The following is a 25,998-nucleotide window of genomic DNA, read 5'->3' as shown; positions in this document are numbered from 1 at the left end:
GCGGTCCTCCTTCCCTTACTTCGCTTTTCCTTTAAGCTTGTATACGTATGCCAGCACCTCGGCTACCGCTTGGAACAGGTCGGCGGGAATCGTCTGTCCGATCTCCACCTGCTCATACAGCGCCCGGGCGAGCGGCTTGTTTTCCATCGTTACGATGTTGTGCTCCTTCGCGACTTGGCGAATTTTGAGCGCAACGTAATCCATTCCTTTGGCCAGCACGATCGGCGCTTCCGCCTGCTTCGGATCGTACTTCATCGCGACCGCGAAGTGAGTCGGGTTCGTGATGACCACGTCGGCTTTCGGCACTTCCTGCATCATCCGCTGCATCGCCATCCGCTTCTGCTTCTCGCGAATTTTGCCTTTGATCAGCGGGTCGCCTTCCATGTTCTTGTACTCTTGCTTGATGTCGTCCTTGGACATCTTCAAGCTTTTCTCCAGCTCATACTTTTGATAGAAATAATCGAATAACGCCAGTACCAATAAAATGATCGCGATCTGCACCCCTAAAATGAGAATCAGGTGAGCCGTGTGCGCGAACGTATCGGTGAGCGGCCATGCCGCCATTTGCACGATCATGTCTCGGTCGTTCCAGATGGTGAAGAACACGACCGTTCCGATAATGACGAGCTTGAGAACCGACTTGATCAGTTGAACAAGGGAGCGCAGCTTGAACAAATTAGCCAATCCCTTGATAGGATCGAGCTTCTCGAACGAGGGCTTGAGCGGCTCGCCCGTCAACAGAAATCCAATCTGCAGGTATACCGCCAGGAACGCGACGACGACCGCCAGCAGGAATATCGGAGCGAGCAAGATGAGGCCTTCCATCATCAGCTGCGAAAACATGGAGATGATGTTGCTGTAGGTCACTTCCTGGTGTATGTAGTCGTAAAATGTAGTCGTGAACATGCGGGTAATACGGTCTCGCATGACAGAGCCGTACATGAACAGGACGAGCAGTACGCCGAGCAGGATAAAGGCGGACGGCAGCTCCATGCTCTTGGCCACTTGCCCTTTTTTCCGGGCATCCTGGCGTTTCTTGGGCGTCGCTGGCTCCGTCTTCTCTCCGGCAAACAGCTGCAAATTCAGTTTCAAGCGGTAAGCCTGCATATCGATGCTCCTTCGAACCGGTCTAGGATGCGGACGGCGAGGCCCGAAGCAAGTTCATCATCTGCTCCATCGCTTCGAACATCGACTGAAACAAATCCTGAAACAAGAACAGCATGCCGGGTATAACCAGAAGCAGCAGCAGAAAACCTACCATAATTTTGATCGGCACGCCCACAACGAAAATATTGAACTGCGGGGCCGTCTTCGAGAGAATCCCGAGTCCGACGTCGGTCATAAACAAACAAACGACGAGCGGAGCCGACAGCTGCAGGGCGAGCGCGAACATGCTCGCGAACGAGCGAATCATATGGTCGTTCGGGGCGCCTGTCGCGATTGCCTCAAAAATCCCTTGGCCCAGCGGCACGATCTCGTAGCTGCGAACCAAGGCGGCGATCATATAATGATGGCCATTGATCGAGAGAAACAAGAGAATGGCGATAATAAACTTGAAGTTGCCCATAATCGGACTGGAAACGCCGCTCATCGGATCGATGACGTTGGCAATGCCAAGCCCCATCTGAATGTCGATGAACGAACCCGCGATTTGCACCGCATTGAAAAAGATGTAAGCGATAAACCCAAGCAGCAATCCGATCAAAGTTTCTTTCAGAATCGCCAAAATATAGTCGCTGTCCATCGTGATCGGAGGCTTTTCCATTTCGGAAGAGGCGAGCAGGATGAACGAGACGAAAAACGCCAGGCCGATCTTGAAGGTTGGCGGCACCCCGCGTGTGGAAAAAATCGGTGCCGAGACAAAAAAAGCGGTTATTCGACAAAAAATAAGCAGAAAATTAGGAAGATATGGAATAAGCTCCTGCATCCTTCTCCACCTAACTGATGTACTTGTACAAGTTGTTCAATAGATTGTACGTGTAATCGATGAGCGTCTGTAAAATCCAAGGTCCGAATACTAGAATCGATAGCAGAACGACTACAATTTTGGGCACGAAGGCCAATGTTTGCTCTTGAATCTGGGTAGCCGCCTGGAACACGCTGATGATCAACCCGACGATTAGCGCCAAGAGCAGCATCGGCGCGCTGGCTTTCAGGACGGTGTATACAGCCTCGCTCGCCAATTGGATCACAAATTCCGAATTCAACGCCGCTCCTCCTCTTGTTGGCTATATCGGTCTATCTACGTCATGAGACAGGGGCGTTGAAGCTGAGCAGCAAAGATTTGACTACCAAGTACCAACCGTCTACTAAAACGAACAGCAAAATCTTGAACGGCAGCGAGATCATGATTGGCGGGAGCATCATCATCCCCATTGACATGAGCGTACTCGCGATAATCATATCGATGACCAGAAACGGGATAAAGATCATAAAGCCCATCTGGAACGCGGTCTTCAGCTCGCTGATGGCGTAAGCGGGAATAAGCGCCGTAAGCGGCGTATCCAATACCGTCGCCGGCTTCTGCGCCTTGGAATAGTTCAGGAACAGCAGCAGGTCTTTCTCGCGGGTTTGTGCGATCATGAACTTCTTCAGCGGCACGGCCGCTTGGCCAAGCGCCTGCGTTTGAGTGAGCTGATTTTTCAGATAAGGCTGAACGGCCGTCTCGTTAATCTCGCCGATCGTAGGCGCCATAACGAATAAGGTCATGAACAACGCGATGCCGATCAATACTTGGTTCGGAGGCATCTGCTGCGTGCCGAGCGATGTTCGGACGAAACCCAGGACGATCACGATTCTAGTAAAACAAGTCATCATGATCAGAATCGAAGGAGCGAGACTTAGAATCGTTATGATCAGGATGAGCGTGATGGTGTTGGTTGCACCTTCCGCGCCTTCCGCATTGCCGATATCGAAGGAGATGCCCGGGATCGGGTCGGCGGCGAACACAGTGGTCGGCACAGCAATTCCGATCAGCAGCAGAGCGAACAGGATGACTAGCTTCATGGTTCGTTTCTTCATTCGTCCGACGACCGATTTGGATGATTCATATTGTTCAGCAACTCTTCCATCTTTTTTTTGCGATTCGCCATATGCCCCATCTTGCTCTGGAACACTTCCTGGAACGAATAGGCGGTTAAATCTTCCTCGTCCATTCGTTCGCTCGGCGTCGCGGCGGGTTTCTTCCAATAGGCCAACCAGCCGGTCAGCTGGCTCATCCCCCCGAGCGAACCGCTCGAGCTGGAAGTCATCGCTTCTAGCAAATAAGCGACTTCTTCCGGGTCGTCAATTTTTTGAATCAACTGCACATTGTCGCCTACCCCAAGCAAATAGATCGAACGACCGACCTCCACCACCTGCAAGGACTTGTTCTGGCCAAGCGGTACGCCGCCCAATGTGTTAAGCGCCCGGCCTCGCATCATCGTTCTATTTTTTTGGGCTATAATCTTCATTATTAGGAAGAACAAGCCGATAATAATGATAAGGTAAAATAGGACCTTTACAACCATCACTACGACGCCGGGAGAACTCCCTTGCGTCAGAGCTTCCCCGCGATCCTCGATCAGCCCGTCCAATCCGGACGGCTCCGCCGCCATGCCGATCGTACCGCCCAGCAGCACGCCGACCAAGACGACGATGAGGAGCAGGCCCAGCCATTTGCGTTTCACTTGCCATCGCCCTTCCTGGCCTGCCGCCCGAAGGCGGAGGCGTAATTGCCGCCGCTTGCGATTAGCCCAGCGTCTTCTTGATCGCTTCAATAACCCGATCCGCCTGGAACGGCTTCACGATGAAGTCTTTCGCCCCTGCTTGAATCGCATCGATTACCATCGCTTGCTGCCCCATGGCCGAACACATAATGACTTTGGCCGCCCCGTCGAACCGCTTGATTTCCTTCAGCGCCGCAATTCCATCCATCTCCGGCATCGTGATGTCCATCGTGACCAAATCCGGCTTCAGCTCTTTGTATTTCTCGATCGCAATCGCTCCGTCTTGAGCTTCGCCTACTACTTCATAACCGTTTTTGGACAGGATGTCTTTGATCATCATTCTCATAAATGCTGCGTCGTCTACGATTAAAATTCTGTTCGCCATTAGCGTCCAGTCCTCCCCGGTTAATGTAATTTTTGAATTCGATCCATCTGGCTGACAATGTCCGTAACGCGCACCCCGAAGTTCTCGTCGATTACGACGACTTCCCCTTTGGCGATCAGCTTGTTGTTCACAAGAATGTCGACCGGTTCGCCCGCCAGTTTGTCCAGCTCGATTATCGAGCCTTGCGAGAACTCCAAAATCTCTTTGATGACTTTCTTCGTGCGGCCCAGCTCCACTGTTACCTTAAGCGGGATGTCGAGCAGCAAATTCAGATTCGTCTCGTCGGTATGCACATGCGGCCCGCTTAGCTTGCCGAACTCGGCTGGTTGTACGCTGACATTGCGGTTCGGAAACGTCCCGTAGTTGTTCGGCGTATGCGGCTGCGGTGCGGCCGGGGGCTGCTGCTGCTGATAATCGTGCTGATAGCCGTAATTCGGCGCCGGCGGTTGCATCATCGGCTGTCCATACCCTTGCTGCATAGCGGGTCCGCCGTATCCTGGCGAAGGCGGTTGATAAGGCGGCTGCTGGTATTGCGGTTGCTGCTGATAATAAGGATCTTGGTAAGGCTGCTGCGGATACGGTTGTTGCTGGAACGGCTGTTGCTGCTGGTAAGGCGGCTGACTAGCCGTTTGGCCGAACGGATCGTACGGCGGCGGCGCATTCGAGCTGGTCGTCGCGAACCCTGCAGGCTCTCTCGCCGGCGGTGCCGAATGTGAGGGCTTGCTGCTGTACGAAGGTGTAGGATCGAGCTCAATCTCGGCTCCACCCATCAGAATCGACACCATTTCTTTCGCGAACGATACCGGGAGCAGCTGCATGATCGTCGAATCGATCAGATCGCCGATGATCAGGCGGAACGATATTTTCACGAAAACATCTTCGTGAGGCAGCTTGTCTTTTCCTTCCCCGTTCGCCATATCGAGAATGTTGATGCCCGGCGGCGAGATGTTCACGAAGCGATTGAAAATCGTGGACATCGATGTGGCCGACGAACCCATCATTTGGTTCATAGCTTCCTGGACGGCGCTGATATGAATTTCGGACAGCTCTCCGCCGCTCTTGCCGCTGCCTCCCATCATCAAGTCCGCAATCACTTGCGCATCCGATGTCTTGATGACCAGCAGGTTGATGCCGTCGAAGCCGTCGACATAGTTCACATGTACCGCCACGTGCGGGCTTGGAAATTCCTCTTCGAGCATATGGCGGGCGACGATGGACACTTGAGGCGTAGTAATGTCCACTTTTTTGCCGAGTAAGGTCGATAACGCCGTCGCCGCGCTGCCGAACGTGATGTTGCCGATTTCCCCAAGCGCATCCTGTTCGATCGGAGACAAATAATCGTCCACGCTGGCCGTGCCGGAGAAATCCATCGAGTCCTCGACCGTTTGACGGAGCAGAGCGTCGATCTCTTCCTGGGACAAATAATCTTTATTATTCGTCATACTCATCCTCCCCCTCTTCAGTAATAACCTCCGTTATTTGAACGGCCAACCGGTCCTTTATCGTGCCGGGACTACCGATAAATTTCACTTTTTCGCCTACCTTGATATCAAGGCCATGGTTTACTTCCTTGTTAAGGGTAATGACGTCGCCCACATTCAAATTCAGAAACTCGCGAACCGTAATCTCCGACTGTCCAAGCTCGGCGACGAGCGGCAGCTTCGCTTTGTTCACGCGCTCCTTCAGCGATTCCACTTCCTCAGGAGCTCTGCTCTTGCGTTGGGACAAAAATTGATGATGCAGCGAAAGTCGCGGCATGATCGGTTCAATGACGACGTGCGGAATACAAAGGTTGATCATCCCCGTCGTGTCGCCGATCTTCGTCGTCAGGGAGATCAGGGCGATCGTTTCGTTCGGAGATACGATCTGCATGAACTGCGGATTCGTCTCCAGCGTCTCCATGCGCGGAGACAGGTCGATAACCGTGCGCCACGCTTCTTGCAAGCTGTCGAACGCCCGGCTGAAAATACGCTCCATGACAATCGTTTCGATTTCGGTAAGCGAGTTGATCTTGGCCGGCGAGCTGCCCGGTCCACCGAGCATGCGGTCCAGCATCGCGAACGCGACGTTCGGGTGGACCTCCAGCACCATGCGTCCTTCCAGCGGCTCCGCCTCGAAAATGTTCAGAATCGTCATCTTCGGAATAGAGCGGATAAACTCGTCATACGGCAGCTGCTCGACTTGGACGACGTTGATCTGCACGAACGTCCGCAGCTGAGAGGAGAAGTAGGTCGTTAAATAGCGGGCGAAGTTCTCATGAATCCGCGTCAAGCTGCGGAGATGATCTTTCGAGAATCGTGTCGCGCGTTTGAAATCGTACGATTTGACCCGCTTCTGCGTTTCTTCTTTTTTGAGCTCCTCCGCATCCATCTCCCCGGAGGACAAGGCAGCCAATAACGCATCGATCTCATTCTGGGATAAGACGTCCACCATTTTCGATTCACCCCCCTTAACACACCCGTTGTGGCTTCTTAGTTCAGCACAATATTAATGCTCGTGATGTCAACCTGTCTCAGCTTGCCGGCGGTCAGAATGGGGTTGATCTTGTTCAGTAGACTCGTGCTGATCAGATCGTAGCCTTTGCTGCCGCGGATTTGCTCCGCGTTCAGATCGGCCAAAGTCTGAATGATGATGGCCTTGACGCGCGTATTCAATTTCTCGAACTCTTCCTTCGACTTCTTGCTGTCCAGCTCGAAGGCGAAGCTGATTTTGACGAAATCTTTGCCGATCAAGTTGGTCGTAATATCGGCGATCTCCACCGTCTGCTCCAGCATCTGATCGGCGGTAAGCTTCTTGGGCTTGACCCCGTCGACGGAAGCCGCTGCGGCGACGGACGGATCTTCCGGTTGCGATTTCTCGTCCAAATAATTCCATAAGAAAAAGCCGGCCATCGTAATCAAAGTGATCGAGATCAGGATCATGATGAGCCATTGGAGCATTCTACTTTTCAACATATCTACGATTCCTCCGGAACGTTATTCTTCATGGCCACCCGGATCGCCCCAATGCTTTGCAAATACGTTTTCACTAAGCTTACCACAAGGGGCACCTCTTCGAGAACGACAAATTTTTTGCCCGAAGTCAGGGTAATCACCGTGTCCGGCGTCTGTTCCATCGTTTCGATCAGCAAGGCGTTGAGCGTAAATTTGGACCCGTTCAAGCGAGTGAGCGTAACCATTTCTTCCCCTCCCGAAACTCTTTGGTGGAACCCGACCGGGAGGGGCGAATGCGGCTCGCCCCATTACCGAATCAGAGGTCTATATCCTTAACGCTTCAGGTTCAATATTTCCTGCAACACCTCGTCGGAGGTGGTGATGATTCTGGAGTTCGCCTGGAAGCCGCGCTGCGCGACGATCATTTCCGTCAGCTCGTTCGTCAGCTCCACGTTCGACATTTCGAGCTGGCCCGAGATGATGGCGCCGGTACCGGTAGCGGGGTCGTTGGCCAACGACAGCTCAAGCTCTACGTCCACGTTAGAGTTAGGCGTGCTGCGGAACAGGTTGTTACCGATCTTCTCCAAACCGGACGGGTTCGTCACTTTCACGACGGCTATAAAGTTGCCCGTAGGCTCAGCCAACCCTCCGGCATTGATCGCGATAATTTCGCCGCTCTGAGCAATCGAGAAGGCGACTACTTCTTCATCCAATACGATGGATTCTCCGTCGGTGTTCACGACATGCATCCCGTCCGCATTGACCAGGTTGCGCGCGGAGTCGATCGTGAAGTTGCCCATCCGGCTCAAATAGATCGAAGCGTCTCCGTCGCCGGGCGTAAGGGCGAAAAATCCGTCGCCGTCAATCCGCAGGTCGGTTACCGTATTGGTCGTCATCGCGCTGCCCGGCGTGAAGACCGTGTCGATTGCGGCTACGGTCATCCCAAGCCCGATCTGCTTGGCGTTGACACCGCCCGGACCACCGTCCGTTGGGGCGGATACGCCGGAAACCGTCTGACTCAAGATGTCCTTGAACATGACGCGTCCAGCCTTGAAGCCCACTGTATTGACGTTGGCGATGTTATTCCCGATGACGTCGAGTTTCGTCTGAAACCCTCTCATCCCGGATACGCCCGAATACAAGGATCTTAACATTCGTTTTCCTCCTAGACTGTTTGCTGAATATGGCGGGTCGCTTCTAGCGGTCGGCAACCCTGGGGCTTCCTCTAAGAGGGCCAGCCCGTTCTAAATGATAATGGCGCTGTCGATTTGCGTAAACACATTGTCTCTCATCGACGCTCCGTCCATGGCGGTCACTACGGTCCGATTCTTCACGTTCACGATCAGGGCGATATCGTCCATCAAAACAAGCGAGTCTTTGGACCCTTTGGACGCCGCCTTGTCGATCGCGCTCTGAATCCGTTCCATCTGCTCCGGCTTCAATTGGATGCCTCGTTGCTGCAAACGGGTTTCGGCATGCTGGCTGAGCCGGACGACGTTCTCGTTGAGCACGTCTTGGAACGAGCGAGCACCTGGATAAGGATGCGGTCGAGCGGAATCGAGCGGCTTACGGTTCGCAACCGGCGGCGCTACGTTCGGAAACATCCGTCCGACTGAGATGCGATCAGCCATTCCAATCACCTACTCCTCCCAGATTTTTGAAATTTGCCCCATTGGCACATCCTGGCCGTTCACATTTACATACTGCTGACCTTCTTTGATACTGATCGCTTCCACAACACCGGATTGGATGACCGACTCTTGCGTATCGGGATTGATCAACGCCCAACTGATCGACTTGCCGATCAGCGACGAAGCCCAGCCGGCCGATTGGCGCATCAGCTTCATCTCGGTCGCCATGTTCGCTAACTGCTCCACGGAAGTGAATTGAGCCATCTGTGCGATAAATTCTTTATCCTCGAGCGGCTTGGTGGGGTCCTGATTGGACATCTGCGTGATCAAAATTTTCATAAATTCGTCGCGTCCCATCTCGCTGGATCCCGTCTTGCGCGTCGTGGTGTTGTTGTAGTAGTACGTGCCGTTCATAACGCCAACCTTTTGCGCCATAGGTCTTCTCCTCCAGATCAGGACTCGTTAAGCCGATACGTCGAAAGTGCCGGCTCCATCCAACGTAACCTTGCGTTCGTTCAACTGGCTCAGCTCGCCCTCGAAATCAAGCGCCGACGTCTCCTCCCAGTCAGACGATTCGTTCGACGATTGGCGCTGGAATTGCTGCGACGATTGCTGCTGCCCTTTCTGGTCCTGGAACATCCCGAAGGACGCGGATCCACCTTGCTTTACTTCCAAGCGGTCGACTTGCAACCCTTGGTCCTGGAGCACGGCTCTCAGCTGAGGCAGCTGGCTTTCCAGCAAATCTTTGCCATGCACCGAACCAGCTACGAATTGTGCGATCAGCTGGCCATTGTGCATCGACAGCTTCACATCAACTTGGCCCAGGTGCTCCGGCATCAGCGTAATGCGAATTTCCGAGTGCCCGCCGGTTTGGTTCAAGTTCATCGACTTGAGCAGCTGTCCCATCTCTTGCGCGAAACGATTCCCATGAATCACGGGCTTCTCGCCGGTCTGAACCATAGGCTCGCTGGCTGTTGGCATCCGGAATACTTGCTGGGCGCCTGCGTTCGTCTCCTCTGACGCAGCCGAGAGTGGCTCCGGTGCGATCGCGGCTTGCGTTTGAACTTGCTCGGTCGAACCCGATACACCTCCGCTTGCGGCAACTACTTGCACCAGCGGCTGGAATTTGGCAGCCAGTCGGTTAAGCGCCGATTGAGCGGCTCCATCGTTCACGACTTGCACCAGGTGCACAGGGACGGTATTGGCGGAATTGGACCTGCCCTCTTGACCGGATTTGCGATGGAGGGAGCGAAGCCCGTCGAATACGGCTGGCATCGATTGCTGCGGCATGCTGTCGACTGGAGCGGCTGTCTGCGCATGGGCTCCTGCTGAAGTTGAAGTCTGTGCGGCACGGGCGGTCAATTCTGCAAGCAGCGGCTTGATCAGCTCTGCGAACGACGCAAGCGAATGTTTCTTTTCGTTGACGCCGTTTTGCGTCTCCAGCCACTCGGCCAACAGCGTCATAAGCGGTGTTGACGGTTTTCCTGCAGCGTCGGCATCCAACTGGAGGAAGGCTCCGTCTTGCCTTGCTTCCGCTTGTTGGGTCGGCTGAGCTTGTACGGTTACCTGCATCAAGAGCGCTTGCAGCTCGGCGAGCAGCGATTGCCAGTCGAAGTCGCGCAGATCGCTTCCTTCTCCGGACGCGTCGGCGGTTTTCTGCTGTGCCGCTTGGAGCAGCATGGCAATCAGCTGGTCGAGCGTAGGACCGTTCGTTCCATCCTTCTGAGTGGCGCCTTCCACAAGGCCGATCAGCATTCCGGGCACACTCGCAACAGGGAGTGCTCCTGAAGATCCGGTGTCAGCGCCTGTCTGACCGTTCTGCATCACTTGCGCCAGCGTTTGGAAAAAACCAGCCTTACCTGCAGCTCCGGTGTCGGCTGCACCATTCGCAGTCGGAACGCCGGTTGCGCCGGTTGCCGTTGAAGCTGCTGGGGGGGAACCCAATAACATGCGTGCGGTTTCCATTTGTTTTATCACCTCCTTTCATGCGAGATCGGATGGGTGAATCGATTATGACTCCGCTAATCGGCTCGACAAGGCCGCCGCCGCCGGTTTATTCGTCTTGGTCATCTCCGCCAGAATACGGGAGCGACCACCATTGTCAATGCTGGCCAAAATCTGCAGCACACGCGTCTGATTAAGCGGGTACATCTCGAGCAAAATCGCCGAAGCGCTCTTGGCGTCCATCCCGGAGAATGTGGCGCCTAAGTCTTCCTTACTGACCGTCTGTGGCAGTGCCGCTTGCTTCTGGTTCACTTCGAGGCGTTCCTGCAAGGCGGCGATCGTCCTGTCTTTAGTCGGCACTACGTCTTTCAACTGAATGGAGGCGTTAGCTGCGATTCTCGGGTCCATCTTTTCCAAAATCTCGCCTCGGTCGTTCGCCTTCATCTCGCTCAGGATGAGCACCGCTTCCTTCAAGGTCATGTTCTCCAGAATCGGAGCCGCTTTACTTGGGGACATCTTGGCGTACATGCTCGCGAGCTGTTGCACCTGCGTCTTGTATTCGGCGTCTTCCTGGGTCTTCGCTTTTGATTGCTCCTGAAGGGCCGCCACCTGCGCCTGCAAGTCCTTGATCGATTGATCCTTCGTCTGACCGGCCAGGGTCGATTGACTCAAGCTCGCTTCCAGCTGCTTGATCGTATTCTGAAGCTGCAACGCCTGTTCTTCGAAATTCGGTTCCGTGTTGGTGGTGGACGGTTTGGAGGGCTTCCCTACGGGCTCGGTCGGATCCGGAATGAACTTCTCCAGCACCGGCACTTTGTTCCCTGCCCGCAGCATCCCGTTCAACAAGCTTTGATCGAACAGCGCAAAAAGGACGCCCAGCAAAACGACTGTGAAAATGATCGGCGTCGCGAAAAACAGCAATCGTTCAAATGCGCCGTACGCTGATTTTTCCACCTCGGCTTTTGCCACGATAACCCCCCCTTTGGATGTTAGTTATACCGTTTGTACGCGGCGAGTCAAGGCAATTTCGTCGAGCTCATCCTGCTCTTTTTTTTGCATGATCGTCATGAACTGGTGGAAAGCCTTCTCCTTGGCCTTCTCCCATACTTTCTCTTCCTTCATCTTCTCCGTCAGCTGCTGCTGGCGGAAGGCCACTTGCTGCTCGGCGTCGTCGACCTGCTTCGCCTGTCTGCGTACCGCCTGCACCCGGTAATCGTAATAGTCTTGCAGCAAGCGAAGCTCTGCAATCGGCATGCGGCTCTGCGGCGCGTCGTTCAGCCGAACCCGCATGTCGTCCTGCTCTCGCTCCAGCCGAGCCAACGCTTCCCGCTCTTGCTGCAGTTGCCCGATCGCGTCGGCGAGCATCCACTCCGCCTGCGTCTTCTCATTCGCCTTCAGATCGACCAGCTTTTGTAAAGGATACCGATACTTCATGCACTCATCCTCCGATAAATTGCTGCATCAACTGCGTGGATGCCAGGTCATAGCTGACTTTCTCGGACGTCTTCTGCCTCAAGTAGCCGTTGATCTGTGGAACCGATTGAATCGCCAGATCAATCTCCGGATTGGATCCGCTCTGATACGCCCCGATATTGATCAAGTCTTCCGAATCTCTATAAGTAGCTAACAGACGCTTTAGCTGATCCGCCGCATCCATCTGCCTTTCCGGCACGATTTCCTTCATACAGCGGCTGACGCTGGCTAGTACGTTGATCGCCGGATAGTGGCCTTTGTTCGCCAAGCTCCGATCCAGCACGATATGGCCGTCCAGAATGCCGCGCACCGTATCGGCTATCGGTTCATTCATATCGTCGCCGTCTACGAGCACGGTGTAGAAAGCCGTAATCGACCCTTTCGGCCCCGTGCCCGCCCGCTCGAGCAGCTTGGGCAGATTGGCGAATACGGAAGGCGTATAGCCACGCGTCGCCGGCGGCTCACCTACCGCTAGACCGACTTCGCGCAGCGCCGTCGCATACCGGGTGACCGAGTCCATCATCAGCATGACGTTCAGGCCGCGGTCGCGGAAATATTCGGCGACGGATGTCGCTATCAACGCGCCTTTGATCCGCACGAGCGCCGGCTGATCGGAGGTCGCCACGATAACGACCGATCGCGCCAACCCTTCCGGGCCGAGGTCGCGCTCGATGAAATCGAGCACCTCGCGGCCCCGTTCGCCGATCAGCGCGATGACGTTCACGTCCGCAGACGTGTTGCGCGCAATCATGCCCATCAGCGTGCTCTTACCGACGCCCGAGCCGGCGAAGATCCCGACGCGCTGTCCTTTGCCGATCGTCAGCAAGCCGTCGATGCAGCGCACTCCTACGCTAATCGGGTGAAGCACCCGTTGGCGCTTGAGCGGATTGCCCGGCGTGTTCGTCGTGAGCACTTGGGCCATGCGCGCCGGCAGCAGAGAGCCGTCCATCGGCTGACCCAGCCCGTCGAGCACTTTGCCGAGCAGCTCGGTTCCGACGGACACCGTAAGCGGCTTGCCGGTGCTGACGACATCGCAGCCGGGGCCGATCGATTGCAGCTCACCGAGCGGCATCAGAATAACCTTATTGTTGCGAAATCCTACTACTTCCGCTTGCAGCGGTTTGGAAGATTTATAGGGATAAATGTAGCACACATCTCCAACGCTCGCGTCCGGACCTTCCGACTCTACGGTCAATCCGATCACTTGCGTTACTTTGCCGTTCACCCGAACGGGATCCATCTGATTCAGCTGCTCGATGTACTTGTGCGCCTGGAAGACGCTATTCATCACCGGGATTCCCCTCGCCACTTCGGTATACATGCAGCAAAGCTTTTTTGATTTCTTCAAGCTGGGTGTCGATCCGCGCGTCTATACTGCCGAGCGAGGAACGTACGACGCACCCGTAGTCATGAACGTTAGGATCCGGTAAAATTTGCAGCTCCGCCTGGGAATCGATCGAGAGCAACAGCTCCTCGCGAGCGTCTTGCACGAAGCTGAATTGCGAAGGAGCCACACAGAGCGAGATAACCCCGAGCTCACGCTTGCGCTGAAGCGTCTTGCGGATCGACTCCACAACCCAATCCGGCTCCATCTGCAATTGGCGGCCGATTATTTTCTCCGCGATCGACGTACTGAGCTCGATGAGGAACGGTTCGGCCTCAAGGATCATTTCCTGCTTGATCGCCATCGCTTGTTGGACAATGCCATTCGCGCTATCGATCAAATGATTGTATTTGTCCTTGATCTCGGATTCCGCTTGCGCGTATCCCTTCTTATATCCTTGCTGATGGCCGTCTTCCTTGGCCTTGGCCGCCTGCTCCGTATCGGCTTTTCTGCGCTCCTGCCACCACGCATCGATCTCGCGCTGGGCGTCTTGCTTCGTTTTATCCGCCGCCGTCTTGGCTTGTGCGACGATGGTCGCCGCCGCCGACTCGGCATCGGCCAGCAGCCGCTGCTTCAGCGCTTCCGCTTCTTGCTCGGCCTTGCTCTTGGGGTCCGGCACCGGCTCCGCTTCAATCGGCGCTTGCTCCTCATACTCCGAACGCGGCGACGCCAACGGCTGGACTAACACAATATCGTCAACGCTAATTACGCGGGAAGACTTGATCACCCTAGACAACGATATCATCTCCTCCGCCGCGCGCGATAATGACCTCTCCGGCTTCTTCCAGTCGGCGGATCGTAGCTACGATGCGGGTTTGCGCCTCTTCGACGTCACGCAGCCGAACGGGCCCCATATATTCCATCTCTTCGCGGAACGTCTCGGCCATCCGTCTCGACATGTTGCGGAAGATGATCTCGCGCACTTCTTCGCTCGCCACTTTCAGTGCCAGCTGCAGGTCGGAATTCTCGATATCGCGGATAATTCGCTGGATCGAACGGTTGTCGATATTGACGATGTCCTCGAAGACGAACATCCTCTTCTTGATTTCTTCGGCCAGCTCCGGATCTTGAATCTCGAGCGAGTCCAGAATCGTCCTTTCCGTGCCTCGGTCGACTCCGTTCAGAATTTGCACAATCGCTTCGATGCCGCCTGCCGACGTGTAGTCCTGGGTGACCGTAGACGACAGCTTCTGCTCCAGCACGCGTTCAACCTGCGTGATAACCTCCGGTGAGGTGCTGTCCATCAGAGCGATCCGTTTCGCCACCTCCGCCTGCTTCTCCTGCGGCAGCGAGGAGAGAATGATGGAAGCTTGCTCGGACTGCAAATAGGACAGGATCAAGGCGATCGTCTGCGAGTTCTCGTTCTGAATGAAGTTCAAGATTTGTGCGGGATCGGCTTTGCGGGCAAAATCGAACGGCCGCACCTGCAGCGTGGCCGTCAACCGGTTAATAATATCCATCGCCTTGCCTGATCCAAGCGCTTTCTCCAAAATCTCCTTGGCGTACGAAATACCGCCTTGGGAGATGTATTCCTGGGCCAAACAAATTTGGTGGAACTCGGCCAATATTTTCTCTTTCTCCGCAGCATCGACCTTGCGGACGTTGGCGATTTCCAGCGTCAGCTGCTCGATCTCTTCTTCTCTCAGATGCTTGAAAATTTGCGCCGATACTTCCGGACCAAGGCTAATGAGCAAGATCGCCGCTTTCTGGCGGCCTGTCAACCCAGCCTGCAGCTGTCCCCCTTTAGCCATTGTGCTTCCCCCTATTCATCAACTAGCCAAGTGCGCAGCAAATTCACGAAATCTTCCGGTTTCTTCTTGGCCAGCGACTCGAGCTGTTTGCGCATCTGATTTTCCGGCGATACATTCTCAATATCGATCGTAGGCAGTTCTACAACCGGAGGCGCCGGAATCTCTTCTTCTATCATCGCATTCAATCGTCTTCTACGCATCATGTAGCCGCCTAATCCTGCCGCCAGCAGGGCTGCGGCCCCGATCGCACCATACATCCAGTAGCTGCTGATGCCGCCGGTCGATACCGTGCCGACCCCGGCGAACGGCTGCACGAACAACGTCACCTTGCGCGTCAGCTGCTCGGGCGTGAACGTCGTGCCGCTATCAGCGAGCGATGTAGCTACGATGCTCTCCAACGCTTGCTGCAAATATGTACGCATTTCTTGCGAGAGCGAGTTCGGATCGTCCCGAACAGGAGGCTCGATCCCTACGCTGATGGACAAATCCTTTACAACGTATGGACTTGCAACAATATCGCTTTTAATCTCGTTTATTTCATAGTTGATGATTTCGTTGCGTTCTTCCGACTCCGAGTTGCCGCCCGATGCGCTGTTCGCCTGATAGGTCGGCACGTCGGTCGTACCGGTGCCGGGTATTCCGCCAGTCGTCGTTCCTTTGGTGGCGGAAGACTTCGTGTTCGTCTGGCTGCTTCGCGGTATCCCGAGCGTTTCAGTGGGATTCACAGGCTGGAAGGTTTGCGTCGCCGTTTTCACCTGATCGAAGTTCAAATTGGATACGACGCTAACGACCACTTTATCCGGCCCGACGATTTTGTTCAGCAGGTTCGTAATATTTTTTTGGATATCGGCCTGAAACCGGTTTTTGATTGCGAACTGTTTATCAGCTAAGTCTCCATTCAAATTCGAGATACTCGCAGACTTGGAGTATTCCATCGGTTCGAAGTTCTGGTTGGAGATCGTAATGTTCTCATGCTTCAAATTCGGAACCGTCTTCGCCACCAGATTGTACATCGTATCGATCTGAGCTTGATCGTACCGATAGCCGGGCAGCAATGTCAGGACGACGGAGGCTTTGGACTGCTCCACGTTGGTTGTAATGAATTTGCTTTCATCCGGAACCGTGATGAGCACCTTCGAATTGCCGACGCCGCTGATTTGATTGAACATCATCTGAATCTCGCCTTGCATGGCGCTGAGCTTCTTGATTTGCAGCTGGCTGTCAGACATCCCGAACATGCTGTTGCTCGGGAACATGCCGGCATAGCCCAGCGAGCCGCCCTTGTTGAGTCCCTTCGACTCGACATCGAGCTTCACTGAAGCCGCTTGGCTCGTCGGCACGCTGATCGTCTTGCCGTCCGCGCTCAGTTTATATGGAATTTTCGCCCCGTCCAGATATTCTTTGATGCCGGCGGCATCATTCGGCTGCAAGCTCGTGAAGGCAGGCGCATACTCTGTTTTGGATAAGTTGATGGAAGTGAGCACCAGCACCGCGATTAAGAACACAACGGTACCGATGATCATATATTTTTGCATCTTGCTCGCTTGTTTCCAATACTGAAGCAACCGATCTTTATATTGGACGATTGTTTCGTTCACCTTGTCACCCCGCCGAAGCTTATCTGCTATGAATTATGTAAGGTTAGAGCTGCGTTCTCATGATTTCCTGATAAGCTTCAATAGCTTTGTTGCGAAGTTGGACGGTCAACTCCAAGCTGAGAGACGCTCTCTCGGCCGCGATCGTCAATTGATGCACGTCGGCAAGCTCCCCCGTAACGAACTTTTCGTTCAAGATTCCGGTTACCTTCTGTTGATCCTCTACCGATTTCAAGGCGTCGTTCAGAAACTGCCCGAAGCTTTTGGACACATCCACAGCCCCGGTCGGTTGTTCCGTTTTCGATTCCAATGTCGGTACGATCGGAGGTTTAACCAGAAACCCCACCTTCTCTATCATCCTCAATATCCCCCGTTATCTCCCGATTTCCAACGCTTTGGTGATCATCGATTTGGTTGCGTTCAGTGCTGTGACGTTAGCTTCATAGGATCGGGTAGCCGACATCATATCGACGATTTCTTTCAAAATGTCTACGTTAGGCAGTTGGATGTACCCGTTCTCGTCCGCATCCGGATGCGTCGGGTTGTATTCCAGCTTGAACGGCGCGTTGTCCTCGAACAGCCGGGAGACGCGTACGCCTTCGCCGGTTCCGCGCTGCATGGCGTTGCTGAGCCGCTGGGCGAAAGGTACGGCTTCCTTCGATTCCATCGTCACGACTTTGCGCGTGTAAGGCACCCACTTGCCGTTCACCAGCTTGCCGCGGTTCGTGTCTGCATTCGCAATGTTGGAGGAGATCACGTCCATCCGAAACCGCTGAGCGGTCAAGGCCGAGGAACTGATATCGAATCCGTTGGTCAGCTTCATTTACTTATCGCCCCCCATTGATCGCTGTGCGGAACATCTTGAGATCGTGATTCACTTGCGTCATCAACACGTTGTAACGGAGCTGGTTTTTCGCCAGGAGCGTCATTTCATAATCAATGTCCACGTTATTGAAGTTATTGTTCATGAGCGACTTCTCGTCCCTCATCACTTCGGGCGAAACGGTGGTCTTACGTCCTATCGGGATATGCCGAGGATCCGTTCTATAGCCCTCGATCGTCTGGGTCTGAAGCTCCTGCTGGAGCAGATCCTCGAACACGACATCGGACCTTTTGAAATAGGGCGTGTCGACGTTTGCGACATTGTTGGAAATAACCTTTTGTCGAAATGTAGCGGCATCGATCGTGCGTTCCATCATTTGCAGACTAGGTTTGTTCCACAAAATCATAGGAAAATCCCACTTTCAGTAGAAGTTTAATATTAATGTATTCCACAGACCAACTAATTTTCCTTCTTTTTCGAGCCGGTTTACAAATTAATTATCAACAGAAAATGTCTATTTTTGTAACCTATTAACCAGTAATAGTTTCTACAAAATTCGCAACTCCCGCAATAAGCAAAAAGCCCTATCTTTCCCGATAGGGCTAAAAACAGGCGGCTGTATCCGCCAGATTGGCTGTTGGTCCTGCTACTTTCGTCGGTGCTACACTTTGGCGCGAGTCAAGCTCTGGATGAGCTGGTCGTTCAAAATCTTGATGTACGTCCCCTTCATCCCGAGCGAGCGGGTTTCGATGACGCCGGCGCTCTCCAGCTTGCGCAGCGCATTGACAATGACGGACCGGGTAATGCCGACACGATCCGCGATTTTACTGGCGACGAGCAGCCCTTCCTTATCCTTCAGCTCCTCAAGGATATGATCGACCGCTTCCATCTCGCTGTAGGACAACGAGCTGACCGCTACTTGTACGACCGCTTTGCTGCGGGCTTCCAGCTCCACTTCCTCGGCGCGCTCCCGCAAAATCTCCATACCTACGACTGTAGACCCATATTCGGACATAATCAGATCGTCGTCGATGAACGGCTCGACCGCACGGGTCAGGACAAGCGTTCCCAGACGGTCGCCGCCGCCGATAATCGGGATGATCGTAACGACCTTCTGGTCGAAAAACGACTGAATCGTGGCGGTGAATCGCTGGTACGGGCTGTCCTCATCCAAATTCGAGGACGTCTCCTCGATCTTCTTCAGGATGTTGTTGTAATCCTCCGGCAACCGGCGATCGATCGTAATCATCGTGCTCAAGCTGTCCGACTCGAACGCATCGGCGATCGCATAACCTAATATTTTCCCCTTGCGGCTCACGACGAAAATGTTGGCGGCGATCAAGTCGCGCAGCACCTCCGACATCTCCATGAAGCTGACCGAGTTCCCGGCCGCCTTCTGAAGCAGTCGGTTCAATCTTCTGGTTTTCGCTAATAAACTCATGTGGCTCCCTCCTGACGACAACGGTATTACAAAATGTATTGACTCAAGTCACGGTTTTGTGCGATATCGGCTATTTTGTCCCGAACGTACTCGGGTGTAATGACGATTTCCTCCAGCGAAATGTCCGGCGCTTCAAACGACAAATCCTCGAGCAGCTTCTCCAGGATCGTATGCAACCGGCGCGCCCCGATATTGTCGGTGTTCTGGTTGACCTCGGCGGCGATGCGGGCGATCTCGTCGATCGCCTCGTCCGAGAAATCGACGCGAATGCCCTCCGTCTCCAGCAGAGCGGTATACTGCTTGGTAAGCGCGTTTTGAGGCTCCTTCAGAATAAGGACGAAATCCTCCTTGGTCAGCGAGGACAGCTCTACACGGATCGGAAACCGGCCCTGTAATTCGGGAATCAGATCGGACGGCTTCGACGTATGGAAGGCGCCGGCGGCGACGAACAGCACATAGTCCGTCTTCACCGGGCCATACTTGGTCATGACCGTAGAGCCTTCAACAATCGGCAAAATGTCGCGCTGAACGCCTTCGCGGGATACGTCAGGCCCAGAGCCTCGACCGGAATTGGCGATTTTATCGATCTCGTCGATGAAAATGATGCCGGACTGCTCCGCCCGCCGAATCGACTCCTGCGTCACCTCGTCCATGTCGATCAGCTTCTGGGCTTCCTCCTGAGTCAGCACCACCCGCGCTTCCTTCACCGTCAGCCGGCGTTTGCGCAGCTTCTTGGGCATCAGATTGCCGAACATCTCCTGCATGTTCATCCCCATCTGCTCATTACCCTGCCCAGCGAACATATCAAACATCGAAGGCGCGTTGTCCTCGACCTCGATCTCGATCGTCTGATGCTCGAGCTCGCCCTTGTGTAGCTTCTCCTTGATCTCCGCGCGCCGCTGTACGATTCCCGGGTCCGGCTCCGCCGACTCCTGCTGATTCTGGTTGCCTCCTCCGAACAGCATCTCCAGCGGGTTGCGCTGGCTCTTCGCGCTCTTCGGAGACGGGACGAGCAGGCTGACGATGCGCTCGTTGGCCATCTGCTCCGCCTTGTCCTTCAGCTTCTCGGTTTTCTCCGCCTTCACGATGCGGATCGACGTCTCCACGAGATCGCGGACCATCGACTCGACATCGCGGCCGACATAGCCGACCTCCGTGAATTTCGTCGCTTCGACCTTGATGAACGGCGCATGGACGAGCTTTGCCATCCTTCTGGCGATCTCCGTCTTGCCGACGCCGGTCGGCCCGATCATCAATATATTTTTGGGAATGATCTCATCCCGGATCGATTCCTCCAGCCGGTTGCGGCGGTACCGGTTTCGAAGCGCAACGGCGACCGACTTCTTCGCTTTTTTCTGGCCCACGATGTATTTGTCCAGCTCCGCTACAATTTGTCTCGGCGTCAAATCGGCTTGATTCTTGCTCATGGGAGCAGCGCCTCCTCTCCGTTTAAGAAACTTCTTCCAAAATAATGTTATGATTCGTGAACACGCATATGTCCGCGGCCGTCTCCAGCGCCGCTCTCGCCATCTCTCCAGCCTCCAGATGAGTGGCGTGTTTCTTCAGCGCGCGTCCCGCCGCCAGCGCGAACGAGCCGCCCGAGCCGATCGCCAAGACGCCGTCGTCCGGCTCGATGATTTCGCCGTTGCCGGAGATGAGCAGCAAATATTGCGCGTCCATCACGATCATCATCGCTTCCAGGCGTCTCAGCACCCGATCGGACCGCCATTCCTTGGCCAGCTCGACGGCGGCGCGCTGCAGATTGCCCTGATGCTCCTCCAGCTTGCTCTCGAACTTCTCGAACAGGGTGATCGCGTCGGCAACCGAGCCGGCGAAGCCCGCTACGACTTTGCCCCGGTACAACCGGCGCACCTTCCTCGCCTGCTGCTTCATGACCATGCTGTTGCCGAACGTCACCTGACCGTCTCCGGCAATGGCCCCTTTTCCGTTATGCCGGACGGCGAAGATCGTGGTAGCGTGAAATGTATCCATCGTGTTCCTCCTTTGAACGTGAAGAAACAGCGCCAGTCGCAAGCGATACGGGCTGCTGTTTCTCGAATGGAGCGCGAATGTTGGGACATGCACAAATAGGATAAGAATCAGGTGCGACCGAAACTTTGCCTTCCCAATCGTACCACATGGGACAAGACAGACACAAGCTAATTGTGTAAAGTTGATGAAAAATTCTGAATTGTTTCTAAAGCCCGCTCAGCAAGCTTTTCATTTTTCAGCTTTTTGTTCCGAATGCGTTCTTCTACCGGCGGCAATAAACCGAAGTTGGCATTCATCGGTTGGAAATGCGCCGGATCGGCGGAGGTGATGTAGTGAGCCATGCTGCCTAGTGCCGTCTCCGGCGGCAGCGTGACGCATGCCAATCCGCGCGCCATACGCCCTGCATTCATACCGGCGATCAGGCCGGAGGCGGCCGATTCCACGTACCCTTCGACTCCCGTCATCTGTCCGGCAAAGAATAAATCGTCCCGGTCGCGAAATTGGTACGTCGGCCGCAGCAGCTTCGGGGAATTGATGAACGTATTCCGGTGCATGACCCCGTAACGGACAAACTCTGCGTTCTCGAGCCCGGGGATCAACGAGAATACCCGTTTCTGCTCGCCCCACTTCAAATGCGTCTGGAAGCCGACCAGATTGAACAGCGTTCCGGCTGCATTGTCCTGGCGGAGCTGAACGACCGCATAAGGGAGCTTGCCCGTGTGCGGGTTCATCAGCCCGACCGGCTTCATCGGCCCGAATAGCGCCGTCTGCTTGCCCCTTTTGGACATCACCTCGATCGGCATGCAGCCCTCGAAGTAAATTTCTTTCTCGAACTCTTTCATCGGTGCCGTCTCGGCAGTGATCAACGCATCGTGGAATCGGTCGAATTCTTCTTCCGTCATCGGGCAATTCAGGTACGCCGCTTCCCCTTTGTCATAGCGGGACGCCAAGTACACTTTGCTCATGTCGATGGAGTCCTTCTCTACGATCGGCGCCGCAGCGTCATAGAAATACAAGTATTCTTCGCCGAACAGCGCTTTCAACCGCTCCGACAGCTCCGGAGACGTAAGCGGGCCTGTTGCAACGACTGTAATTCCATCCGGCAGCTCCCGCAACTCCTCCGTGAGCACCTCGATCAGCGGATGCTCGCGTAGGGTAGACGTAATCTCGCCGGAGAAGCCGTCGCGGTCGACTGCTAGCGCGCCGCCCGCCGGCACGGCGTGTTTGTCCGCCGCCGCCAGCACGAGCGAATCCATGCGGCGCATCTCTTCCTTCAGCACGCCGACGGCGTTCGTCAGCCCGTTCGCGCGCAGCGAGTTGCTGCACACCAGCTCGGCGAACTTGTCCGTTATATGCGCCGGCGTCTTGCGCACCGGCCTCATCTCATACAGCGTCACCGGAACGCCCTGTTTGGCGATTTGCCAAGCGGCTTCGCTGCCGGCAAGACCGGCTCCGATCACCGTTACTCGTTTCGTCTCACTCACTCCCGCACGCTCCCATCTATCGGTTCTCCAGCAACTATCGCTTTCCATGCAGCATCGCCAGCCGCCATAGCAGGAAACAACGCCCTTGGAGAACCCGCCTCCCCCGAAGGGCAAGCGCCGGTTCTCAAAAGGCGTTCGTTGTGGCAGCTCAATAATCGATATCTCCGTCTTCTTCCTCCTGCACCATCTCTTCCTTGTGGTTGCAGACCGTACAGATGTAGTTCGACCCCGATTTGTTCGTTTTCTCGATCATCATGCCGCCGCATTCCGGACATGGTTTGTCAACCGGCTTATCCCAGGAGACGAAATCGCAGCCGGGATACTGATCGCAGCCGTAGAAAACGCGGCCTTTTTTGCTCCGGCGCTCGATCACTTTGCCTTCCTTGCACTTCGGGCAAGTGACACCGATGTCCTTGACAATCGGCTTAGCGTTGCGGCATTCCGGGAATCCGGTACAGGCCAGGAACTTCCCGAACCGCCCCATCTTGATCGCCATCATTCGTCCGCATTTGTCGCAAGGGATGTCGGTGATTTCATCTTGAATCTCTACTTCCTTCATTTCCTCTTCAGCGAATTCAAGCCGCTTCTGGAACGTCCCATAGAACTCGTCGAGCACCTTGACCCAATCCACTTTACCTTCTTCGACATGGTCGAGCTCTTCTTCCATGTGTGCCGTGAATTCAACGTTCAGGATCTCAGGGAAAAACTCTACCATCAATTGAATAACGAGCCCGCCCAGCTCGGTAGGAATGAACTTCTTCTCTTCCATCGCGACGTAACCGCGCTTCTGAATCGTCTCGAGCGTAGGAGCATACGTACTAGGTCGGCCGATGCCCATTTCCTCCAAAGCCCGTACGAGTCTGGCTTCCGTATATCGTGGAGGAGGCTGGGTGAAGTGCTGCTTCGGCTCGATTGCTTTGTTGTCGAGCTTGTCGTCGGCCTTCAACGGCGGCAGCATCTTCTCATCCTCGACAACCGCATCGTCCGTTCCTTCGACATACACCTTCATGAAACCGGCGAATTTGACCTTCGAGCCAACCGCGCGGAACTGCACATCCCCGACGGCTATGTCCACGGTCATCGTGTCGAGTACGGCGGACGCCATCTGGCTCGCAAGAAATCGCTCCCAAACGAGTTTGTACAAACGATGCTGATCACGGCTCAGATAGCCTTTCATTTCGTCAGGCGTACTCGTGACGGAGGTCGGCCGAATCGCTTCGTGCGCATCCTGGGCGTTTGCCCCTTTTTTCAAATACACGCGGGGGGTTTCCGGATAATACGGCTCCCCGTATGTCGAGACGATGTATTCCTTCGCTTCTTCTTGCGCGACCTGAGAAATCCGCGTCGAGTCCGTACGCATATAGGTGATCAGACCGACGGTGCCTTCCTTGCCCAGCTCGACGCCCTCATACAGCTGCTGGGCGATCTGCATCGTCTTGGCCGCGCGGAAATTCAGCTTGCGGGCCGCTTCCTGCTGGAGCGAGCTCGTAATGAACGGCGGCGAAGGGTTGCGCAATCTTTCCTTCTCCTTCACATCCGTCACGACGAACTTCTTCTTCTCGATCGCCTGGAGCACTTGCTGCACTTCCGCTTCGTTCGTCAGCTCTTTCTTCTCGCCGTTCATGCCGTAAAACTTGGCATCGAACTCCGCGTTCTTGATGCCGAGCTTGGCGGTAATCGACCAGTACTCCTCCGGCACGAATTCCTCAATCTCATTCTCGCGATCCAGGATCAGCTTAACCGCAACGGATTGCACGCGGCCTGCCGACAACCCCTTCTTCACCTTCTTCCAGAGCAAAGGGCTAATCTTGTAGCCAACGAGCCGGTCCAGGATGCGTCGAGCCTGCTGCGCGTTGACCAGATCCATGTCGATCGGCCGGGGCGTCTTGAAGGCGTCCTTCACCGCTTGCTTCGTAATCTCGTTGAATACGACCCGGCAGGCGTCGGATTCCTTGACCTCCAAGTAATGCGCCAAATGCCAGGCAATCGCTTCGCCTTCGCGATCCGGGTCAGCCGCCAGATAGATGCGCTTCACTTTTTTGCTCGCATCCTTCAGTTCCTTCAGTACGGCCCCTTTGCCTCGGATCGTAATATATTTCGGCTCGAAACTGTTGTCCACTTCAACACCGATCTGACTTTTAGGAAGGTCGCGGATATGACCCATCGATGCCTTTACGATATATTTGCTTCCCAAATATTTGCCGATCGTTTTCGCTTTTGCGGGTGATTCTACAATAACCAACGAATCTGCCATAGGTTCGTCCCTCCCCCTTCATGGTCCTACCGTTCATCAGGAGGGTAACTCCCTTAGATTCGAACATAGGTGGACCCGGGTAGTTGCTGAATCTGTTTTTTCATTAGTAAAGATAACAGAACTGCGTGCATTTGTCCAAACGCAAATCCCGACAGCTCGAACAGCTTGTCGACCGAGGCTGGCTCCCAGCTAATTCGGCTGAGCAAATCCGCCTCTTCCGGAGACAGCTTGACCGGCGCGGATCGGGGTTGCGCGTTCATTTGTCGTTGTGCGGATGGAGGCTTCAGCCACATGTCGTACTCTTCCAAAATATCTTCCGCGCATGTGACCGTCTTGGCCCCTTCCTTGAGAAGCTTGTGGGTACCGGCACTCTTGGGCGACGTAATCGGACCAGGGATCGCGAACACGTCACGGGACTCGCCAAGTGCCAAATCGGATGTGATCAGCGAGCCGCTCCGTTCGGCCGCTTCTACGACGAGCGTGCCGCGAGTCAGGCCCGCGATAATCCGGTTGCGCAGCGGGAACAAACCCGGATGGACCGGCGTGCCGAGCGGGAACTCCGACAGCAGCAGCCCGGCTTTGCCGATTCTCGCGTACAGCTCGCGGTTCTCCGGCGGATACACCGTATCGAGCGCGCAGCCGAGCACGCCGATCGTCGAACCGCCGCCCGCGCTCTGGAGCGCGCCGCGATGCGCCTCGCTGTCGATGCCGCGCGCCAGGCCGCTGACGACCGTCACGCCGGCGTCCGCAAGGTCGCGCGACAGCTCGTGCGCGACGCGCTTGCCGTAAGCGGTCGGCGTCCGCGTCCCCACGACGGCGACGCTCACGCGTCGGAGCAGCGACAAGTCGCCGGACGCGTACAGCACCCATGGAGGCTGCGAAGTATGTCTCAGCCAGACTGGATATGCCTCGTCATACCATGTGACGACATGAATGCCTCTTGCCTCGTAAGCCAAGAAGCGATCGGATACGAAAGAGCCTTGAAGCGCGGTTAACAGCTGCTCCGCTTTCTTGGCGGGAATGTCGAGCCGGCTCAGACGATCCACGCTCTGCAGCGGCAGCCCGCTCAGATCGTCGAAGCCGTCGATCAGCTTCAGGATGGTCTGCCAGCCGATGCCGGGCAACTCATGCAGAGCGAATAAGACGGTACGTTTATCCAATAGTATAAAGCCTCCTTGAAATAGGATCAAATCTAACGAAA

The 25,998-nt window shown here is 55.0% G+C and carries 29 protein-coding genes; all 29 read right to left on the bottom strand.

Going from position 1 to position 25,998, the window contains the following annotated elements:
- Nucleotides 1–15: 15 nt before the first annotated feature.
- The 29 genes from flhB to dprA all read right to left on the bottom strand — a co-directional run bounded on the left by flhB (nt 16) and on the right by dprA (nt 25,957).
- On the bottom strand, nt 16–1,107 hold the full coding sequence (gene flhB / locus PKO02S_RS07595) for a flagellar biosynthesis protein FlhB (RefSeq protein WP_127580640.1): 1,092 nt from the start codon (nt 1,105–1,107) through the stop codon (nt 16–18).
- A gap of 22 nt (nt 1,108–1,129) precedes the next feature.
- On the bottom strand, nt 1,130–1,927 hold the full coding sequence (gene fliR, locus PKO02S_RS07590; RefSeq protein ID WP_127580638.1) for a flagellar biosynthetic protein FliR: 798 nt from the start codon (nt 1,925–1,927) through the stop codon (nt 1,130–1,132).
- 10 nt (nt 1,928–1,937) lie between these two features.
- On the bottom strand, nt 1,938–2,207 hold the full coding sequence (gene fliQ / locus PKO02S_RS07585) for a flagellar biosynthesis protein FliQ (protein WP_127580636.1): 270 nt from the start codon (nt 2,205–2,207) through the stop codon (nt 1,938–1,940).
- A 40-nt stretch (nt 2,208–2,247) separates the two neighbouring features.
- A complete protein-coding gene (gene fliP / locus PKO02S_RS07580) occupies nt 2,248–3,021 on the bottom strand; it encodes a flagellar type III secretion system pore protein FliP (RefSeq protein ID WP_127580634.1) in 774 nt (257 codons plus the stop codon).
- Entirely contained in the window at nt 3,018–3,668 is a 651-nt protein-coding gene (locus PKO02S_RS07575) for a flagellar biosynthetic protein FliO (RefSeq protein ID WP_127580632.1), read from the bottom strand. The genes fliP and PKO02S_RS07575 overlap by 4 nt, the downstream gene beginning before the upstream one ends.
- A gap of 61 nt (nt 3,669–3,729) precedes the next feature.
- Nucleotides 3,730–4,092, bottom strand: coding sequence for a response regulator (locus tag PKO02S_RS07570; RefSeq protein WP_127580630.1), 363 nt, complete (start codon nt 4,090–4,092; stop codon nt 3,730–3,732).
- Nucleotides 4,093–4,112: 20 nt separating this feature from the next.
- The gene (gene fliY, locus PKO02S_RS07565) at nt 4,113–5,534 is read right to left on the bottom strand and encodes a flagellar motor switch phosphatase FliY (protein WP_127580628.1); all 1,422 of its coding nucleotides are present in this window, start codon (nt 5,532–5,534) and stop codon (nt 4,113–4,115) included.
- Nucleotides 5,524–6,525: a flagellar motor switch protein FliM gene (gene fliM, locus PKO02S_RS07560; protein WP_127580626.1), complete on the bottom strand. Its 1,002-nt coding sequence runs from the start codon at nt 6,523–6,525 to the stop codon at nt 5,524–5,526. Before fliM ends, fliY begins: the two co-directional genes overlap by 11 nt.
- Before the next feature lie 38 nt (nt 6,526–6,563).
- Nucleotides 6,564–7,046, bottom strand: a complete 483-nt coding sequence (locus PKO02S_RS07555) for a flagellar basal body-associated FliL family protein (RefSeq protein ID WP_127580624.1) — start codon at nt 7,044–7,046, stop codon at nt 6,564–6,566.
- Nucleotides 7,047–7,048: 2 nt separating this feature from the next.
- Nucleotides 7,049–7,270: a flagellar FlbD family protein gene (locus PKO02S_RS07550; protein ID WP_127580622.1), complete on the bottom strand. Its 222-nt coding sequence runs from the start codon at nt 7,268–7,270 to the stop codon at nt 7,049–7,051.
- Between the two features lie 87 nt (nt 7,271–7,357).
- Nucleotides 7,358–8,179 carry a flagellar hook-basal body complex protein gene (locus PKO02S_RS07545; protein ID WP_127580620.1) on the bottom strand — a complete coding sequence of 274 codons (822 nt, stop codon included), beginning with the start codon at nt 8,177–8,179 and terminating at the stop codon, nt 7,358–7,360.
- 90 nt (nt 8,180–8,269) lie between these two features.
- Nucleotides 8,270–8,656: a TIGR02530 family flagellar biosynthesis protein gene (locus PKO02S_RS07540; RefSeq protein WP_127580618.1), complete on the bottom strand. Its 387-nt coding sequence runs from the start codon at nt 8,654–8,656 to the stop codon at nt 8,270–8,272.
- A gap of 9 nt (nt 8,657–8,665) precedes the next feature.
- Entirely contained in the window at nt 8,666–9,091 is a 426-nt protein-coding gene (locus PKO02S_RS07535; RefSeq protein WP_127580617.1) for a flagellar hook capping FlgD N-terminal domain-containing protein, read from the bottom strand.
- A 27-nt stretch (nt 9,092–9,118) separates the two neighbouring features.
- On the bottom strand, nt 9,119–10,621 hold the full coding sequence (locus PKO02S_RS07530; RefSeq protein WP_127580615.1) for a flagellar hook-length control protein FliK: 1,503 nt from the start codon (nt 10,619–10,621) through the stop codon (nt 9,119–9,121).
- Nucleotides 10,622–10,666: 45 nt separating this feature from the next.
- Nucleotides 10,667–11,569, bottom strand: coding sequence for a magnesium transporter MgtE N-terminal domain-containing protein (locus PKO02S_RS07525; RefSeq protein WP_127580613.1), 903 nt, complete (start codon nt 11,567–11,569; stop codon nt 10,667–10,669).
- 24 nt (nt 11,570–11,593) lie between these two features.
- Nucleotides 11,594–12,034 carry a flagellar export protein FliJ gene (fliJ, locus tag PKO02S_RS07520; protein ID WP_127580611.1) on the bottom strand — a complete coding sequence of 147 codons (441 nt, stop codon included), beginning with the start codon at nt 12,032–12,034 and terminating at the stop codon, nt 11,594–11,596.
- A gap of 4 nt (nt 12,035–12,038) precedes the next feature.
- Nucleotides 12,039–13,361: a flagellar protein export ATPase FliI gene (gene fliI, locus PKO02S_RS07515; protein WP_127580609.1), complete on the bottom strand. Its 1,323-nt coding sequence runs from the start codon at nt 13,359–13,361 to the stop codon at nt 12,039–12,041.
- Nucleotides 13,354–14,184: a FliH/SctL family protein gene (locus PKO02S_RS07510; protein WP_246066873.1), complete on the bottom strand. Its 831-nt coding sequence runs from the start codon at nt 14,182–14,184 to the stop codon at nt 13,354–13,356. The genes fliI and PKO02S_RS07510 overlap by 8 nt, the downstream gene beginning before the upstream one ends.
- A 1-nt stretch (nt 14,185) precedes the next feature.
- The gene (fliG, locus tag PKO02S_RS07505) at nt 14,186–15,208 is read right to left on the bottom strand and encodes a flagellar motor switch protein FliG (RefSeq protein WP_127580605.1); all 1,023 of its coding nucleotides are present in this window, start codon (nt 15,206–15,208) and stop codon (nt 14,186–14,188) included.
- Between the two features lie 11 nt (nt 15,209–15,219).
- Nucleotides 15,220–16,806, bottom strand: coding sequence for a flagellar basal-body MS-ring/collar protein FliF (fliF, locus tag PKO02S_RS07500; RefSeq protein WP_127580603.1), 1,587 nt, complete (start codon nt 16,804–16,806; stop codon nt 15,220–15,222).
- Nucleotides 16,807–16,849: 43 nt separating this feature from the next.
- Nucleotides 16,850–17,161 (bottom strand): flagellar hook-basal body complex protein FliE, encoded by a 312-nt coding sequence (gene fliE, locus PKO02S_RS07495; protein ID WP_127580601.1) that lies wholly within the window; start codon nt 17,159–17,161, stop codon nt 16,850–16,852.
- 15 nt (nt 17,162–17,176) lie between these two features.
- Entirely contained in the window at nt 17,177–17,626 is a 450-nt protein-coding gene (gene flgC / locus PKO02S_RS07490; protein WP_127580599.1) for a flagellar basal body rod protein FlgC, read from the bottom strand.
- A gap of 4 nt (nt 17,627–17,630) precedes the next feature.
- Nucleotides 17,631–18,032, bottom strand: a complete 402-nt coding sequence (gene flgB, locus PKO02S_RS07485) for a flagellar basal body rod protein FlgB (RefSeq protein WP_127580597.1) — start codon at nt 18,030–18,032, stop codon at nt 17,631–17,633.
- A gap of 255 nt (nt 18,033–18,287) precedes the next feature.
- A complete protein-coding gene (codY, locus tag PKO02S_RS07480; protein ID WP_127580596.1) occupies nt 18,288–19,067 on the bottom strand; it encodes a GTP-sensing pleiotropic transcriptional regulator CodY in 780 nt (259 codons plus the stop codon).
- A gap of 26 nt (nt 19,068–19,093) precedes the next feature.
- On the bottom strand, nt 19,094–20,494 hold the full coding sequence (hslU, locus tag PKO02S_RS07475; RefSeq protein WP_127580594.1) for an ATP-dependent protease ATPase subunit HslU: 1,401 nt from the start codon (nt 20,492–20,494) through the stop codon (nt 19,094–19,096).
- A 22-nt stretch (nt 20,495–20,516) separates the two neighbouring features.
- Complete coding sequence (hslV, locus tag PKO02S_RS07470; protein ID WP_127580592.1) at nt 20,517–21,059, bottom strand: ATP-dependent protease subunit HslV; 543 nt, start codon at nt 21,057–21,059, stop codon at nt 20,517–20,519.
- A gap of 167 nt (nt 21,060–21,226) precedes the next feature.
- A complete protein-coding gene (gene trmFO / locus PKO02S_RS07465; RefSeq protein ID WP_373865199.1) occupies nt 21,227–22,591 on the bottom strand; it encodes an FADH(2)-oxidizing methylenetetrahydrofolate--tRNA-(uracil(54)-C(5))-methyltransferase TrmFO in 1,365 nt (454 codons plus the stop codon).
- A gap of 100 nt (nt 22,592–22,691) precedes the next feature.
- Nucleotides 22,692–24,797 carry a type I DNA topoisomerase gene (gene topA, locus PKO02S_RS07460; RefSeq protein WP_127580588.1) on the bottom strand — a complete coding sequence of 702 codons (2,106 nt, stop codon included), beginning with the start codon at nt 24,795–24,797 and terminating at the stop codon, nt 22,692–22,694.
- Between the two features lie 53 nt (nt 24,798–24,850).
- Nucleotides 24,851–25,957, bottom strand: coding sequence for a DNA-processing protein DprA (gene dprA, locus PKO02S_RS07455; RefSeq protein WP_127580585.1), 1,107 nt, complete (start codon nt 25,955–25,957; stop codon nt 24,851–24,853).
- Between the last annotated feature and the right edge of the window lie 41 nt (nt 25,958–25,998).

The organism is Paenibacillus koleovorans NBRC 103111, assembly GCF_004000845.1.
GTDB lineage: Bacteria > Bacillota > Bacilli > Paenibacillales > NBRC-103111 > Paenibacillus_AA > Paenibacillus_AA koleovorans.
The sequence above is the reverse complement of the archived record's forward strand: the minus strand, read 5'-3'. Positions and strand labels throughout refer to the sequence as shown.